The organism is Daejeonella sp. AP26 (assembly GCF_056680515.1).
In genome coordinates this window covers 4574407-4590445 of sequence record NZ_CM155286.1, presented here as the reverse complement: position 1 = coordinate 4590445, position 16039 = coordinate 4574407, and the positions used below count along the sequence as shown (strand labels likewise).

Below are 16039 nucleotides of genomic sequence, written 5' to 3'. Positions count from 1 at the left end.
TTAAATAAGAAGGAAATGCCAAAGTCTAATGACACTCGTTTAGCGGTTATTGCGGGACGGTCTTTCCGGCGATTATAATTTGCCAATCACGATAACAAGGCCTTGGGAGATAGGTCTAGGCCATGCACCTTGAGCAAAAGCTAACCGTCAAAATCAAGAACATCGAATGGTAGTTCACCCCACAGCAATTTTCTCTAATAGGCCATCACAGTTGGATACTAGATCCTAAGAGTATGGTCATTCTAAAAACGATTATAAAATTTGAAGAAGATTCTTTTTACCAGATCTATTTTTTCTCGTTTACTCAGCCGAACGATGTAATCAAATTGAGAAATGGGCGGGAATCCTGGTTTAGGATCTTGTAAATATCGTATTCTAAAAAAAACTTTGAATTTCTCGGTGCAAAAAATGCGCAACAGTATTAACCTTTTCTTAACAAATCTATCAAGGCGAACCTTTCTTTTGGCAAGCTCTGCAACGGTCACTTCGTTACCAGAAATCAGCGTACCTAAAGTTTCCGCGTATTTAAGCTGGTGACAGGCTCTAAGCATGACGGTAAAATCATTTATCCAATCAATCAAGCTCCTCTCAGGAAGCTGATGAATACTCCGTCGCGGATTGGGTGGGTTAGAATGCGCGATAAAACTCTTATATTCTTTATTCTCCAAATAATTGATGACCCATCGAACACGATCCAACTCTGGATGTGAAAGCGAAGGAAATTGTCCACTGCGAACTATCGACTCATCTAATCTACCTCGACAGAGAAGGGATATAATATAGTAGGCCCATTCTATTGGATCGGGCTCGAAAGCTCTATAAACTCTTGAATTGTTGAGAATAGGTTCAATAATCCAACGAAAAGCAGCGTCAGTATTGCCTTTATGCAAATTACAGATTGTTAGCTTTAGTTTCGGTTCGCGCATCCAGTCTATATAGTGCAGGCATTTCAAATACAAAGCTTCAGCTTCGTCAAATTTACCTTCGTTTAACTTTTCGTCCCCCTTACGCAAAAGCACCAGATGTAATCCATCACACACTATATGAGCATTTTTTATTCCTGATGAATTTGTAACACTAACTAATGGATCGAATGGATTCAGCTGAATAATTTTTTCGTTACCGTTAATGTTCCTATTAAGATTGTACCACTGAAAAATTTGATCCCTTTGCTTTAAAGTATGTCGAGACTGAACAAGTTCATATCCAGCATTAAGCAGTTTGTTGAGTTCGCTTTTATTTTCGAAAAGATAATTTAACTTATCCAGTACATCATTGTCGTCTGCGAATACACAATTTTGCATATCCACAAAGCCCGCTGCTTCAAGAGAAGGTGTTTTCTCAGTTATCAGACAGGACTTTGAACCAGGTATTTCAAAATGTTTGCGCACAACATCTTTAGCTATGGTTCCGCAGGTTGGCACAAACCAGGAAGTGTTGATTGTTCTGGCATATTGCTCTCCTTGAATCATTGTTTGCGATTGTTTCTGATATCCTTGATGTGGTAGAGTTGTTGATGGATAATGAGCTGAAATAATCTTATAAATTTTCTGACGCCATGGGTATAATGAGTTCATAAGTCCGGTGAATAGAATTGGAATAACTTTAGGCTGACCATAATCGTGACATATTTCACTATCAATAAAATTGGGCCACACAAAAAGGTTTTCTGCAATCTCTGGCGTATGCTCGGCTGTAGTGGTGCATATAGAAAAAAAATTCTCTATTCCCCACTGCTCCATATCCGAAATAAAACCTACTCTGCAATCACACCAGGAATCGCCATTATGCAGTCCTAACTTTGGTACTGTTGTATAAGCGGATGTGTTTTTAATTTTTATTTTTCGGGAAATCTTCGTTCTGAACCCGCTTTCGAAAAGAGCTATATCGGGATGGTATATATCACAAACCTGTTGATAGTCGCAATCCCGATTAATTAAAATAACATCAAAAAATTCTGCTAAACATTTAACATGCAGCTTCATATGTAACTGCAAAAACTCAGGCAATTTCTCGTGTCTCCATTGAAAAAACAACAGCCTTGGCTTAGCACCGTTCTCTTCCATAAAAGATTCCTTCTTCAGAAATATCCTTTTGGCAATTGGAATTCGAATATCAAAACACCCGACCCTTTTGCTTCGGCAATTTTAATGCTGCAATTATTAAACCCCCAATCAACGTGAAGAAGCCTAGTGAAGTTGGTTGTGCCCACTGCCCTTGGCTAAGCGATAGAAAACCAAAACTTAATAACATCCATGGAAGTAAATCCCCATTCAATAACCGTTGATAACATCTATATGAAATATCAAGGGCCAAACCTAATCTGAAAAAAATTAAGCCGATTCCTAATACCGGTCCAAGTTCACTAATTAATCGTGCCCACTCCTGATCTAAATTTAATCTAACTCTACTGGTATCCAACAACATGCTTCCAACGTTAGTTCCCATGCCCATACCGTATCCAAAAAAGGGTTCATTAGATGCATCCCTAACGGCACTCACCATACCTCCCAAAAAGCGATCACCTAATACTCCATCCAAACCACCTTCCGTTTCATTGGCATTTTCAAATCTTGAAGTGAATGCTTCAACCGATGTTGAGAAGAAAGCACTTTTACTCAAAACCATCAATGCAATTACCATGCAGCAGGTCGCCAGAATCATTTTACCCATGTATTTCCTTTTATAAACGGTTGCGTAAGCTGCAAATAGTATGGATATTCCTACCTGGAAAAATAAACCACGACTAATTGAAAGCGGAATTGCAACAAGGAGGCTTACAGTAGCCAAAATCAGAATGAGCCGATTAATACTTTTGGTATTCGTCCAAAAATAAAAAATATAGCTGGCAGCTAAGCTAAAGAAAAGAGTTGTGCCATTTGTAAAAGAGAACGTCCCCGGTGGCCTAAAATATCCTAACGCTCCCCCAAATCCGGCGCCATCTGTGTCTCCTCCAACACCTCTGTTGACCCATGCAGATTGTGGGCTGTAAAATTGAAATGCAATAAGAATGGCCATTGGAATTGTAAGCCACAATACGGCTTTGCCAACTCTTATTACATCAATTGGATTTAGAATTCGTCCGATAACGAATAGGAGAGGTATATTAAGAAAAACCACCCTCGCGCCATATGTGGCGACTATAAAATTTCCATGTCCAAGAAAGAAGGCCGTATACAATCCTATAAGCCCAATTAACGCCATTCCGGCCATGTAAAGGTTGAACTTAAGGAGACCTTTATGCCAACAATTTAACACTAGCCACAACGCGATTGGATCCCGAATGATTAGCAAAGGTGTTGAAAGGCCCGGAAGGAACCACTTCCTTAAAGCACCTTCAAAAATAAGCAGGATAAAATATAGCCAAATACCTTGCTTAAAAAGATTAATGCTGTTCACCGATTCGGAGTTCGAAATTTCCTTATTGCGTCGGCTAGCTAAATTTCTAATCTGGACACTTTTTGTGTACGATGCCATTCTAACTAATGGAGAAATGTTTTAGATAGATTTATTTTTAATCATCTGCTTTAAAATAGCGTCATTTAATTCCATACTGTACACAGCCCAGGGCCGTAGCTTCGCAGTTTCCATAGCACGTATACCAACTTGTGATATTTGCTCAGGGAATTCAAGCAAATGGTTTATTGTCGTCTTAAGTTCATCTGTTGAGCCCGCCTTTACTAACCAGCCGTTCACGCCATGTTCGATCAGACTTGGTCCTGCTGTACGCTCTGTAGCTATTACGGGGGTGCCTTGAGCCATAGCTTCCGTAATTACTAGCCCGAAGCCATCGAATAGCGAAGGAAATACCAGTACATCATGTTCGCGCATAATCTTAATCACCGATTCGTGAGGTAAAGATGGAAACCAGGTATGCTTAGCTAATTCCACATTTAAAGCTGGACAATCATTATTAGCTTTTTGACCTACAATTGTTAACTGAACTTTATCGCCAAAATCTCGAATAGCTGAAAAAAGGTCTGCAATACCTTTCTGTTGCGATAATTTCCCAACAAATAATAGTTTTAGTTGAGTAAGTTCAGAGAATTTACGATACTCTTTGTCATTTTCAACATCCGGAAAACCATACGGGATTATTTGAATCGATTTCAGCTTTCCCGGATAGGACTTAAGAGTCTCGGCTGTAAATTGACTTGCAACAAAGATGCAATCCGCCAATTGTAGCTCCTCATCCTTTCTGGCCAATTTATCCTCAGAATCCTGGAAGCCCGTGAATGTCATTGCCCATTGTGGCCAACGTTTCTGTTCACTTTCTAACAGATCTCTCGAAGCTCGCCAGTATCCTGTGGGAAGGTCATAAAAGCAATAGAGGCCAAGTTGCCTACCTTCCCTGAATGTTAAAGCAGCACCATCTTCATAAGCATAAACTGCTTTTACCCCATTCTTTTTCGCATTCCTTAATCCTAAGGCCACCCGTTTATCAAGGTTTCGATAAACAGAGTCAACACAAAATATGCCTGTTTCATGTTTCAATAATTGGGTAATGCCAAGCTTGGAAAAAAGGAGCCGACCAATTTCCCGAGACGGCGACATCTTTGTAAAGGGCTTCAGTATCTCATCAAAGCTGCGACGACGAATTTCAGAAAACAAACGAAAGCCACTCAAGTAGCCTAAAAACCCGCCGGAAAAGCACGCAATTGCAGTATGAAACCGATAAAGTAAACCTGATTTCGCTAAACCGTACGCCGCTGCACGGACATTGGCATTGCCGGTTGGATGTAAAAATACTATCTTCATATCAAGTAGAAGATCGAGTTCATCCGATCAACCATGCCCGATTGGCAGCCAAAAATTCACAGGGATTATAATCAAGCTGGTCACAGCGCTTTTTTGAAGTTGGTCTTGCAGGGTTTCCCACTACGATTGATCCTGCTGCTACGGATTTACTTACAACAGCACCCGCACCTACAACTGCTCCCTTATTTAATCTAACTCCGGGAAGAATCATTGCACCCGTTCCAATCCATACGTAATCTTCTACGATAACCTTATTTTTAGAGTGATTCCATTTCGGATCCTGAACATCGTGAGAGGCTGTAAAAATTCGAACCCCATCATTAATGCATACTCTTTGCCCAATGATAATTTCATCATGAAGTGCCATATGCACTTTCCCTATAAAAGATAAGGGTCCAATAGATAGCTGACTGCCTCTTCCCTCGAAGCTAATTTGACTGATTTCTGCACTATTGTGGATTTTGGCTCCCTGTCGTAATAGGAAAAGACGATGAAGTATTCGATGTGATAATTCCGGTAACGAAAAAAGTCGTTTTCCCCAAGTCTTATAGAAGGCTTTGGAGCCTATTTCCGTACGTGCACGATTTGACCAAAGGTATTTTACACTCGCCATCCTTTATTAATTAGCTAACATTTCATCTACTAAGGTTCTTGCAACATCAGATACATTGTGTGGTTTCATCAGAGTTGATTTTTTATCCATCAATTCAGCAAAATTCCCTTCTCTATATTCCATTACACTGCATGGAAGATTTGACCAGTTGACACATTTAGGTTGCCAAGCTTTTGAAACCGTCATCACGGGTAAGCCATGGTCCAGCATTGCTGCCACTGAACCGCTTTTATCGAACAAGGAGACTGGGGTAGTGGATATTCCGAGGTTGGCCTCTCCTAATATATGAGAAATAACTTCCGGAGGTTGCTCCCCAACGACTTTTGCGACTAGTCCATTCCCTTCCCATACTTTTATCCAATGCCTTTGCTCCCCCCCACAAATCCCTAAAAATGTGAGACAAATTTGCGTTCCATTTCTTTGAGAAAATTGAGATGCTTCCATTGCCATGCGCTCAATAGGAGCATTCGGATGAATCGATCCAAAGATCACTAGCTTAAGAATTTTTGGTTGTTCGGAAATTAGTCCCAAATTTCTATCTGATATAAAAACCCTTGGAATGTTTGAAAATAAAGGAAGATAACGCACTTTATATCCTAGTCCCGCAAGTTGACTTTGATAAAGATGGCTTTGAGTATGAATCATTCTGGGATTTAGCTGAACTATTAAAGATTTTACTAACTGCTTCTGTACCATACCCCAAATAACATGCTTTAATGGAGCAGCTCGATCCATGCCAACCCAAAGTTCGTGGAACATTATATGCCAAGGTCTTCCAGTGGAACATTTATTTAAGTGCCCGCCCAGTCCTGCTGACAAGCCATTTTCGCTAAACGAAAAAGGTACATATTGAAGGCTGAAGTAATCGGGCCTATAGCGATCAGTAAATTTTTTTACTTCAGAAAACCGATGCTTGACGGACCACTTAGAAGGTATTCGCAGCACTTCGAGATCCACACCATTGAAATGTTGCGAGCCTACAAATTTTTCATCCAGATGCCTTTCAAAAATTGCTACAACAGCTACTCCATAACCCTGCTTTTTTAATTCAGTCGCCAGGTTTCGTACATAATCTCCCACCCCATCACGACCTACTTCAAGCGAGCCACAAATGAATGTTATTCTCATACTTTCTATTCGTAAACCGATATGAATGGCGTTTCAAAAAAATACTTTATTCCTTTTAAAACTTGGCTGACCTAACAACGTTTTCAGTAACATTTTGAAATGAAATTTACTTAACCCTGCATGACTTGCCTGTGCATACTCCATCATCTTTATACAAGATCTAAAAGATTTTATCCGTTCTTCACATTCAAGTGCAGCTTCTAGTTCATTATAGTAAGCTTGTGATCTATAAGTGGCGGCCACTTTTTTAGCATAGCTTTTTGGAAGAATCCATTGAGGATACTCCTCCCTTGCTAAAATATCTTCGATCCGATCAGCTAGGCGATGAGTTATCCCGGCAAGGTAATTATTCTGTATCCCTGGTTCGTCCCGAACAGTCATGCTATCAGTATGGAAACGGTATACGGTATACGCTTTGTTAAGTGTAGATCCATGTCCCATCTGCCTCAAGACATGAAAAGAAAGCTCATTTTCCACCGGCAATAAATCCAATGCCGCTTCACGATTAACTGCAATAGTTGACGTACTTCCTCCATCCAATGCAAAGACTTGTGGAACAAAATCAGGGGAGTATGATGGAAGCACAAGGTCATGAACATAAAGCTTACCCTCAAGCAAGTGAGGTAGAAAGGCAGATAGCTTTCCGTTTAGAAAATAATCGTCAGCGTCAAGTAAAAACACATAATCACCACTCGCGTACCGAATGGCTCGTGTCAATGAAGATGGAAAACCTTTGTTACCTTCATTAATAACTTTAACCCTTCCCGCAAATTGAGCACAAACTTCTTCGGTATTATCTGTAGATCCGTCGTTGATAATTAAAACTTCAATATCTGCTTTAGTCGAAGTCTGTTCCAGGCAACTTGTAATAGCCTGACTTAGATATCTCCCGTAGTTATAACATAATATGGAGAAAGTAACCTTTGGCAACGACATAATTCTTCATTATCCATTAACTGAAAATAGATTCTATTCGTTAGCTCTGAAACGTTTGATTACATCTTCCTGAGAACAAAGTATACAAATCACCTGTAAAAGGGTATTTACTAACCCTTTTAAAAATTGCATATCCATCGTGATCCAAAGGATCTTCAGAGACAATAGTATAGCCAGGATCTGAAGCCAGCGTTTGTTTATTCTGGTAATTTAAAAGCTTATGAGTATGCTCAATAATTATAAAATTCGACCCCATTAACTGATTCAATTCAACTCTGCTTTCGAACTCAGAATTGTCTAAAAATACCACGTCAAAACAGCTTATACCGTACTCTTGCTTCACCCGACTTATACTATCCTTAAGTTCAACTTGAAAAGATTCGGAATCATTTAAAATTCCATAAGCGCTAAAACTGCAGCTTTCAGGGTTTGACTTAGAGAAGTTATCAGCCTGAACGTGAACATTAAAAACCGCTGGTTTGTCAATATTATTCTGCTCCGTAAAAATGAACTCTAATTTTGGCCGGGCAGATGAACCAATAAAAATTACTGTTTTGATGTCCTCACTCTGTAAAATATCTTTCACGATCGTCAAAAATTCATCCTTATCTACTTCAGAATTCTTTCTAATATGAAATTGAAATTTTCTTAAATGCATCCCTACAGAACTTAATTTCATCCATTTCAATAGTCGAAAAATGTAGTCGCTTAGAGAGATTGATGGTAAACCTCTTCTTCCAACAGGTACATCAAGCGCTTCAAAGACATTGTTTAGTCTTCCGGTATTTTTAACGCGAAATGATAACAGTAGATTTTTGATTGTTATGATGAAATTCAGATCCGCAACTGATGTTTCTATCAAGCCATCTTTCAAAGAAACCCCATTAATTAACATTTCAGCATAACTACATTGTCGACAGGCTTTCAACATCCGGCAAAGTTGACTGATCCAATCAACAAAGTTTACATTAGGAAGTTGATGAATACTGTAGCGGGATTTTGGAAATGTATAATCAGCGACCAAATTGCCTTTACCTCCATTTTGCAAATATTTAACAACACAAGAGATGCGATATAACTCAAGATGCTTAAGGGCTGGAAACTGATTAAGGCGTATTATAGCTTCGTTTAATTTTCCTTGACAAAGTAGTGTGACAATATAGTAAGCCCATTCAACCGGATCGGAATCCCTTGCTCCATAAACGCCCAAATTATATTGAATAGGTTCAATAATCCAATGAAATGCATCGTCAACTTTACCTTTGTGTAAATTACAAATCGCTAGTTTCAATTTCGGTTCGCTCATAGAAGATATGTAGTTTAAGCATTTTAAATACAGTGCCTCGGCCTCATCGAATTCGCCTGCATATAACTTTTTATCTCCCGTTTTCAAAAGCTGTAAATGCAGCCCGGAACAAACAACTGGTTTATTTGTAATAGCTGAACTTTTTCCAACAATACTGAGTGGCTCAAATGGATTTAATTGAACAATCTTTTCTCCAAATTTTAAATCCTTGTTCAAATTAAACCATTGAAAGATCTGATCCCTTTGTTTTAAAGTATGATTTGTTTGAACAAGCTCATATCCTGTATTAATTATACGTTCGAGTTCAATTGTGTTTTTGAATAGAAAGTCAAGCTTATCGGAGAGGTTTTTCTCATCTGCGAAAATACAATTCTGCATATCAACAAATCCGGCAAGTTCAAGGGCAGGTGATTTTTCTGTTATTAAGCAAGCCTTGCATCCCGGCACTTCAAAATGTTTACGAACAACTTCTTTTGCGACAGTCCCACATGCGGGGACAAACCAGGAAGCGTTAATTGTACGGGCGTACTGCGTGCCATAAATCATCAAAGGCGAATGGCTTTCATACCCTAAATGCGGAAAGTTTAGTGATGGATAATCGTTAATAATTCTTTTGAATATTTTTTGACGCCAGGGATATAACGAAATTTTACTGCCGGTAAAAAGTATTGGAATAATTTTAGATTCATTATAGTCGCGGTGTATGTCACTATCAATAAAATTGGGCCAAACAAACAAGTTTTCTGAGATTTCAGGGGTGTGTTCAGCAGTAGTGGTACTGATTGTGAAAAAAGCTTCAATTCCCCAATGTTCCATGTCAGAAATAAAACCGGGGCGGCAGTCACACCATGGATCTCCATTGTGAAGCCCGATTTTAGGTATTTCGGGATTTGATGATGTATTTTGAATAACTATCTTACGGGAAAACGAACTTTTAAAACCACTTTCAAAAAGAGTTAAATCCGGTCGGTAACTGTTGCATATCTGATCATAGTCGCAGTCACTATTAATTACAATTACTTCAAAGAATTCGGATAAGCACTTTACGTGTAATTGCATATGCAACTTCAGAAATTCTGGAGAATTCGTATGGTTCCATTGAAAAAACACCAGCTTTGGTTTGCCCTTGGTTACTATCATACCAACTTTGCCACTTCAAACTCGGGTACTCTTGATTTGTGGTTAAGCGAACACAACTGATCGGTAATTTAAATCTGATCTTGTTGAGTACCTTAAACTAAATCCGGAAATTCTATACTGATCGAGTTTTGTTGAAAAACTTATTTAAAACCTGGGTAATTACCAGCCGACGATTTAATTCAATAAAAGAATAAATCATTGAAATTACTGTGAGTGCTAAACCTATCAAATATGAATAAGGTAAAGAAACCATTTCCATTGTCAAAACGCATAGAAATGCGAGTAGAAGCTGGAAAAAGAAAATTTTATAAAATGCTTTCTCGAACTTGAACTCATACTTGTTTTTTGCCACACCAAAATTTTGTAAAAAGAGCAGCAGATATCCAACCATAAACGAGATTCCTAGTCCATTTAAACCTAATAATTTGTATCCAAATACACTTAGCAGTATCATATAAATGCTGGAGGCCAGCTCACTAAAAAAAAATATACCGGAAGCTCCCTTAGCTAAAAATACAAATCCAATGGCCCAGCTTGCTGTTTTGAAAAGCATACCTAGTGCAGCCCAATGCAACATGCCGTTTATTGCTAAGAACTCATTAGAATATAGAAGAATAATTGCCCAATCCACGAATGTTATAAATCCAACCAGAATAGGCGCAATGATAAGTATAGCTACCTCCGCCTGTTCGTTAATAGCATTCTTTGTCGCATTATTATCAGAAGACACCTCTGACAAACGAGGATAATAATCCGTTGTCATAGCTGTAAAAATCATTCCGACGTAGGTATTAATCATGGCAAAGCCGGCATTATAAAATCCAACCTGCTCTACCCCCCCTGTCCTGCCTATAAAAACCTTTAATAAGTAGGCGGCGGCCACGGTTATGAACCCACTTAAGCTTAACATAAAACCCAGCTTCAACATGCCAATCCCCTCTGATTTAAGAACTGGTGTCTCTACTCTAATTTTGAGAATATTAACCTTAGCTGCGAAATACCATGAAAAGAAGAATGTTAAAAGGGAACTTACTATAATTGCAGGAACAATTCCAGCAACGCCGAATTTATAATAGATGGGGATAGAAATAATTAGAGCTAATGTCATACCCGCCATATCGGCTGTTGCCAGATATTTAAGTTTACGCATTCCCTGCAAAATTACAACCTGCCCGGTACTAAGCTGTGAGAGGAGTAATGTAATAGAAAGTACCATGAAAGCAATAGTATAATCTCTATTACCGAATGTTATTTCACTTAAAAATGGAGATAGAACAAAAGTCGTTACCGTGCCTAAAATGCCCGTAATCCAAACCAGGCGACGAATTATAGCGACGGTTGTTCTAATTTTTTCATCATTATCAACCGCAGCGGAAACATTTCTCACCGCACTCGTTCCCAATCCAAAATTAGTTAGCCCGCCTATTAAACCAATTGTTGATGTTAGCAATCCGGCAACTCCAATACCTGCAGGACCAAGTAATACTGCAATGAATTTTGAACGTATAATTGCAATAATGATGTTGAAAATCTGAACTCCTCCGAATAATGAAGTGGCTTTTACAATTCGTTTGTAGGAAGATGTATCAACTGCCATTAATCTTGAGAACCTCCCTCTAAAAATTAAAAGAAAAGAAATTTAAAATAATATGTAACTGCAAAAGGATAAGAAATGCCTGCGCATTATTCTTGACTACATAACTATTGCATGATTCCGACCATCAATCTTTATAAATTGCACGGATACCCTCACCATTTTTAAAAGAAGAAATTTTGCATGATAGGCTATCTAAAAAAGTATTAATAACATAATTTATGTCTTCAATTTCCATAGGAATATACAATGGTAAAATAATGCAGCGATCATGTAAATCTTCAGAAATTGGTAAAGAAAGATTTAAGCTTAGATTCTGGTAGGCAGTTTCCCGGTGTGAAGTCATTATACCTCTCCTGGTAGCAATTCCCTTATCCAATAACTTTTGCATGAGAGTGTTCCTGTTGATGGGACAGTCGTCATTTAAATAAATACAGTACGATTGATAATTGCTATAATATCCGTCATTTTGAATAGGTAATCGCAAGAACGGCACATGTTGAAAAGCATTATTATAGGCGGCCGCAATCCATCTTCGTTCATCTACTATCCAATCCAGCTTTTCCAATTGTTTAATGCCCACAGCTGCTTGTATATCAGTCATTCTATAATTATATCCAAGCTCCAGATGATCTTCAAAAACTATTGTCTTTGCCTCGTGTCTCAACCGATCATTTATTGACATTCCATGTTGCCTTAATAATTTCAATCGATTGTAATAATCTTCCCGGCTGGTAGTGATCATTCCACCGTCGCCCGTAGAAATAACTTTTCGGGGGTGGAATGAAAAACAAACCAAATCAGAATGTGAGCCAATTTTCTTCTCTTTATATTCAGAACCCGCAGCACATGCCGCATCTTCGATCAATTTTAAGTTATATTTTTCTGCCAGAGATTTGAAAGCATCGATATCTGCGGGCATTCCTATTTGATGTACCAGCAAAATTGCTTTAGTTTTATTTGTAATTCGCGTTTCACAATCGACCGGATCGAGATTATAAGTTTCTGCAAGTACCTCAGCGAAAACTGGAATCGCTCCCACATATTGAATAGCGTTTGCTGTTGCGATATAACTCATGGAAGGACATAGAACCTCGTCACCCTGCCCGATACCGGCAACAATTAATGCCAGATGCAACGCGGTGGTACAATTAGACACCGCAACTGCATATTTTGCACCGGTATAGGCAGCAAACTTTTCTTCAAACTCTTGCACCCTGGGCCCTTGGGTGATCCAGCCCGAAAGGATTGTATCATAAGCAGCCTGTGCTTCCTCTTCCGTTAAATAGGGTTTCGCGATAGGAATCATTGCAGTTTATTGAAAATATGAGGTTTAAATCCAGATAGCACAAAAAAAATGCGCCCTTATTTATTAATTTGTAAAGGCCCGAAGGTTAATAGTGGTCTGGTCAAATTGCAGGCTGCTTAAATTTATAATACCATTGACTTAACTCCGATAAGCCTTTCTCCAGATTAAAAGACGGCTTAATATTTAAAAGCTCCTGGATTTTTTTGTTGTCGGCTAGTCTTCTGCTCACCGGATTGACTGAATTCTCTTCTACATATTCAGTACTAAGATCTGAATTGTTGACCTTTAACAACACCCTTAAAAGCTCCTTCAAACTTGTTTCCTCAGCATTACCCACGTTAAAAGTCTCATCGCTTAAATCAGACAACAAAGCCGCTACATTGGCTGCAGCAACATCCCTTACATAGACAAAATCCATCGTAGTACTGCCATCACCAAATATCAAAGGATTTCTCCCATCACGTATACAATCTAACCACCTGATCATTACCTCTGTGTATTTTCCGTCTGTATCCATCCGGGGTCCGTACACATTGAAATAGCGAAGAGCGATATAATCCAAACCGTACATGAACTTATAGCTTCTGAGCAACTGCTCTCCCCATAACTTGGCCGCACCGTAGAACGTCTGATTATTGTATGGATGATCCGTCTCAGGGGTTGGAAAGTGTTGCGCTAATCCATACACAGACGCACTTGAACTGTAAATGACCTTCTTAATCTTATATTTAACACACAGCTCACAAAGCAGGAACGTTGATTTCAACATCACATCAAATCCCTCTTTTGGTTCAGCAGCACAAGCGTTGATCCTTAATGCCGCCATATGAAAAACGTAATCAACTTGTGAAATGCATTGTTCCAATAAATCAATATCCCTTATATCACCTACAATGAATTCCACAAAAGGATTGTCTATAAAGCCTTGCATATTCTCGTATGTTCCTCGTATTAGATTATCAATTATGATAATCTTTTGAGGCTCATGTTTTATTAACTCTTCGACGACATAGGACCCGATAAAACCTGCTCCGCCGGTAATTAGAATTCTGCTTTGATAAATTTTATTATGCATGAGGCTAATTATTTAAACTGAATAATGATTCCACTAATAAAGTGTAAATCCAAAAAAACTGGACAGAGGTAATTTGTCGTGAAGAAAATACTGTGAATGTTTGTAGCTAAAGGAATAATCGGGAAAAATTATTCAAAACTTTGATAAGAAACGAAACACCCTCCTAATCATTTACTATGATAGTCACGGGAACTGCTGTCTTTTCAGTTTCATGAATTATCCAGGTATTTAAACCGCAACCGAATACTATTTATACGTGAAGCGGGAGGTATGTTTTGCTCGTTGTGTCCTATTTGTTGAATTTCTAAAGGTCCATCTTTACAGGCGACTACAATACTGCCGTCGTGATCTTTAACCTCGACGACGTGTCCTGGCACCGCAAAATAGTCGCCATTTGCTTCCAATAATCTTGCTTTCCAAATGATAATCTTTTGACCGTTTAGAAAAGTATAAGCACCCTGGTATGGATGGGAAGATGCTCTGATTAACTTCGATATCTCTTCACGAGTTTGCTTCCAGTCAATCTGGCTATCTTCCGGAAGTCTGGGGTAACAGCGCAAGCCGGACGAAGTGCCTTTCACTTCAAAAGCCTTAGAATCCTTTAATATCTTCCCCACAGCGATTTCGTAGAGTTGCGGGGCAATTCTCACGGCTTCATTAATAATATCAGCTATGTACGTTTCTGTTGTAATAGGGATGGCTTCTCTGGCAATGATGTCTCCGGAATCAAGTACTGGGTCCATTTTATGTACATTGGCATTGATAAACTTTTCTCCGTTTATAATGGTCCAATTAACTGTCGCATTGCCTTTATAATCCGGCAGGTTGCCGAGGTGAAAATTAAGGATCCCACCTTCAAACAAGTCAAGAAAGCTTTTAGGAAGAGTGAATTTCCAGTTAGCACTAATGGCTACCCGAATTTTATCCGATTTTATCATCCCGGTGATATGTTCGATATCAAGGGTTTTCGGAATGAAGAAAGACGCACCTATTTCTATAGCAAGTTTCTTAAAGTCTTCACTGTTGATATCATACTCCTCATAGGCCTCAGCAGTGATGATCGCCTTAAATGTGTAACCACAATTCACAAGATGTTTAATACCATCGTACAGATACCGCGACCTGCCAATTGCTATCAAGTTCTCGCTCATACCAATTCTACCAATGGCATATTCGAGTAATTGTAGTTGCCCGACAACAATGCTTCTCCAACCTTTAATCCTCCTGCCTGAAGCCTGATAATCGGATCATAACCGATAGCAGAAGGCAGTATGCCCATATGACCCGGGGGAACATCTTGAGGGAAATATCCAATACCGCTACTATCCAAAGCCTGGCAGTCAATATCTCCGGCATAACGCAAAATAAATGGGTGGTTTAAACCCTCCTTTAAACTTTTAATTTCGATAGTTAAATCCGGACCGATCCATGATTTATTAAAAGGATAAGCGGTGAAGATAACGGCCTCTGCATCCCTGTATTTTTCAGGTATCTTCACTTCCGGAAAATCTCCGATCCAGTCTGTGTTATCATATTGATATTTTTGTCTGTTTTCTTTCTTATCAATGACACCAAGGCTCTTACACATTTTAGAAACCACTTTGGCGATATAAGGACCAAAGTCATTATTACATATTAATACGAACTTGTTTTTATACAAACATAGTCCGGCATCCAATATCTGCTTGACGGCCATATCTCCCAGGTAATTAAAAACATCTACGTCCAGATGCCTTTCGTTTGTGGCGCCTATTTTAAAACCTCTCTGACGGATATAATTAAGGTCCATATCTTCATCTCGCCACTCCCAGGCTTCATACATGAGGGGAATCACGACCTTATCCTTTGCATATTGAAGTTTTTCTTTACTTAACGGACGAAGATGTCCAGAGTTGGTAATGATATCTGCCCTAGAAATTACTTCCGGTGTTAGGGAATCGATAAACTCTATATCCAGTGACATTCCGTGATCGTGGTAGACCTTTTTAGTCTTATGAAACACTTCACTAACAGAGCCGTAGTAAGTCGAACGCGAATAGGCATATACTTTGGCCCCCGCTAAAGCAGCGAGTATAGGGGTAACCACATAGGCGCCGGTTGCCGCTTCAGTAAGCACCACTTTCCCTTTTAAATTAAGGTCAAGCGAATTAACTCTTTTTATTAACTTATCAATTAACACG

12 protein-coding genes are annotated in these 16039 nt (G+C 39.0%); all 12 read right to left on the bottom strand.

What is annotated here, in order from left to right:
- Positions 1-242: 242 nt before the first annotated feature.
- Positions 243-2066, bottom strand: a complete 1824-nt coding sequence (locus tag AC1MCB_RS19550; protein ID WP_479966407.1) for a glycosyltransferase family protein — start codon at positions 2064-2066, stop codon at positions 243-245.
- 49 nt (positions 2067-2115) lie between these two features.
- Complete coding sequence (locus tag AC1MCB_RS19545) at positions 2116-3399, bottom strand: hypothetical protein (RefSeq protein ID WP_479966406.1); 1284 nt, start codon at positions 3397-3399, stop codon at positions 2116-2118.
- Positions 3400-3498: 99 nt separating this feature from the next.
- Complete coding sequence (locus AC1MCB_RS19540) at positions 3499-4758, bottom strand: glycosyltransferase family 4 protein (protein ID WP_479966405.1); 1260 nt, start codon at positions 4756-4758, stop codon at positions 3499-3501.
- Between the two features lie 19 nt (positions 4759-4777).
- Complete coding sequence (locus AC1MCB_RS19535) at positions 4778-5371, bottom strand: acyltransferase (protein WP_479966404.1); 594 nt, start codon at positions 5369-5371, stop codon at positions 4778-4780.
- A 6-nt stretch (positions 5372-5377) separates the two neighbouring features.
- The gene (locus tag AC1MCB_RS19530) at positions 5378-6499 is read right to left on the bottom strand and encodes a glycosyltransferase (RefSeq protein ID WP_479966403.1); all 1122 of its coding nucleotides are present in this window, start codon (positions 6497-6499) and stop codon (positions 5378-5380) included.
- Between the two features lie 33 nt (positions 6500-6532).
- Positions 6533-7435 (bottom strand): glycosyltransferase family 2 protein, encoded by a 903-nt coding sequence (locus AC1MCB_RS19525; protein ID WP_479966402.1) that lies wholly within the window; start codon positions 7433-7435, stop codon positions 6533-6535.
- Positions 7436-7475: 40 nt separating this feature from the next.
- Positions 7476-9881, bottom strand: coding sequence for a glycosyltransferase family protein (locus AC1MCB_RS19520; RefSeq protein ID WP_479966401.1), 2406 nt, complete (start codon positions 9879-9881; stop codon positions 7476-7478).
- Positions 9882-9993: 112 nt separating this feature from the next.
- Positions 9994-11478, bottom strand: a complete 1485-nt coding sequence (locus tag AC1MCB_RS19515; protein ID WP_479966400.1) for an O-antigen translocase — start codon at positions 11476-11478, stop codon at positions 9994-9996.
- Positions 11479-11602: 124 nt separating this feature from the next.
- Complete coding sequence (locus AC1MCB_RS19510) at positions 11603-12784, bottom strand: DegT/DnrJ/EryC1/StrS family aminotransferase (protein WP_479966399.1); 1182 nt, start codon at positions 12782-12784, stop codon at positions 11603-11605.
- Between the two features lie 100 nt (positions 12785-12884).
- Positions 12885-13859, bottom strand: a complete 975-nt coding sequence (locus AC1MCB_RS19505) for an NAD-dependent epimerase/dehydratase family protein (protein ID WP_479966398.1) — start codon at positions 13857-13859, stop codon at positions 12885-12887.
- A gap of 209 nt (positions 13860-14068) precedes the next feature.
- A complete protein-coding gene (locus AC1MCB_RS19500; protein ID WP_479966397.1) occupies positions 14069-15010 on the bottom strand; it encodes a methionyl-tRNA formyltransferase in 942 nt (313 codons plus the stop codon).
- The gene (locus tag AC1MCB_RS19495; protein WP_479966396.1) at positions 15007-16038 is read right to left on the bottom strand and encodes a hypothetical protein; all 1032 of its coding nucleotides are present in this window, start codon (positions 16036-16038) and stop codon (positions 15007-15009) included. Before AC1MCB_RS19495 ends, AC1MCB_RS19500 begins: the two co-directional genes overlap by 4 nt.
- Position 16039: the final 1 nt, after the last annotated feature.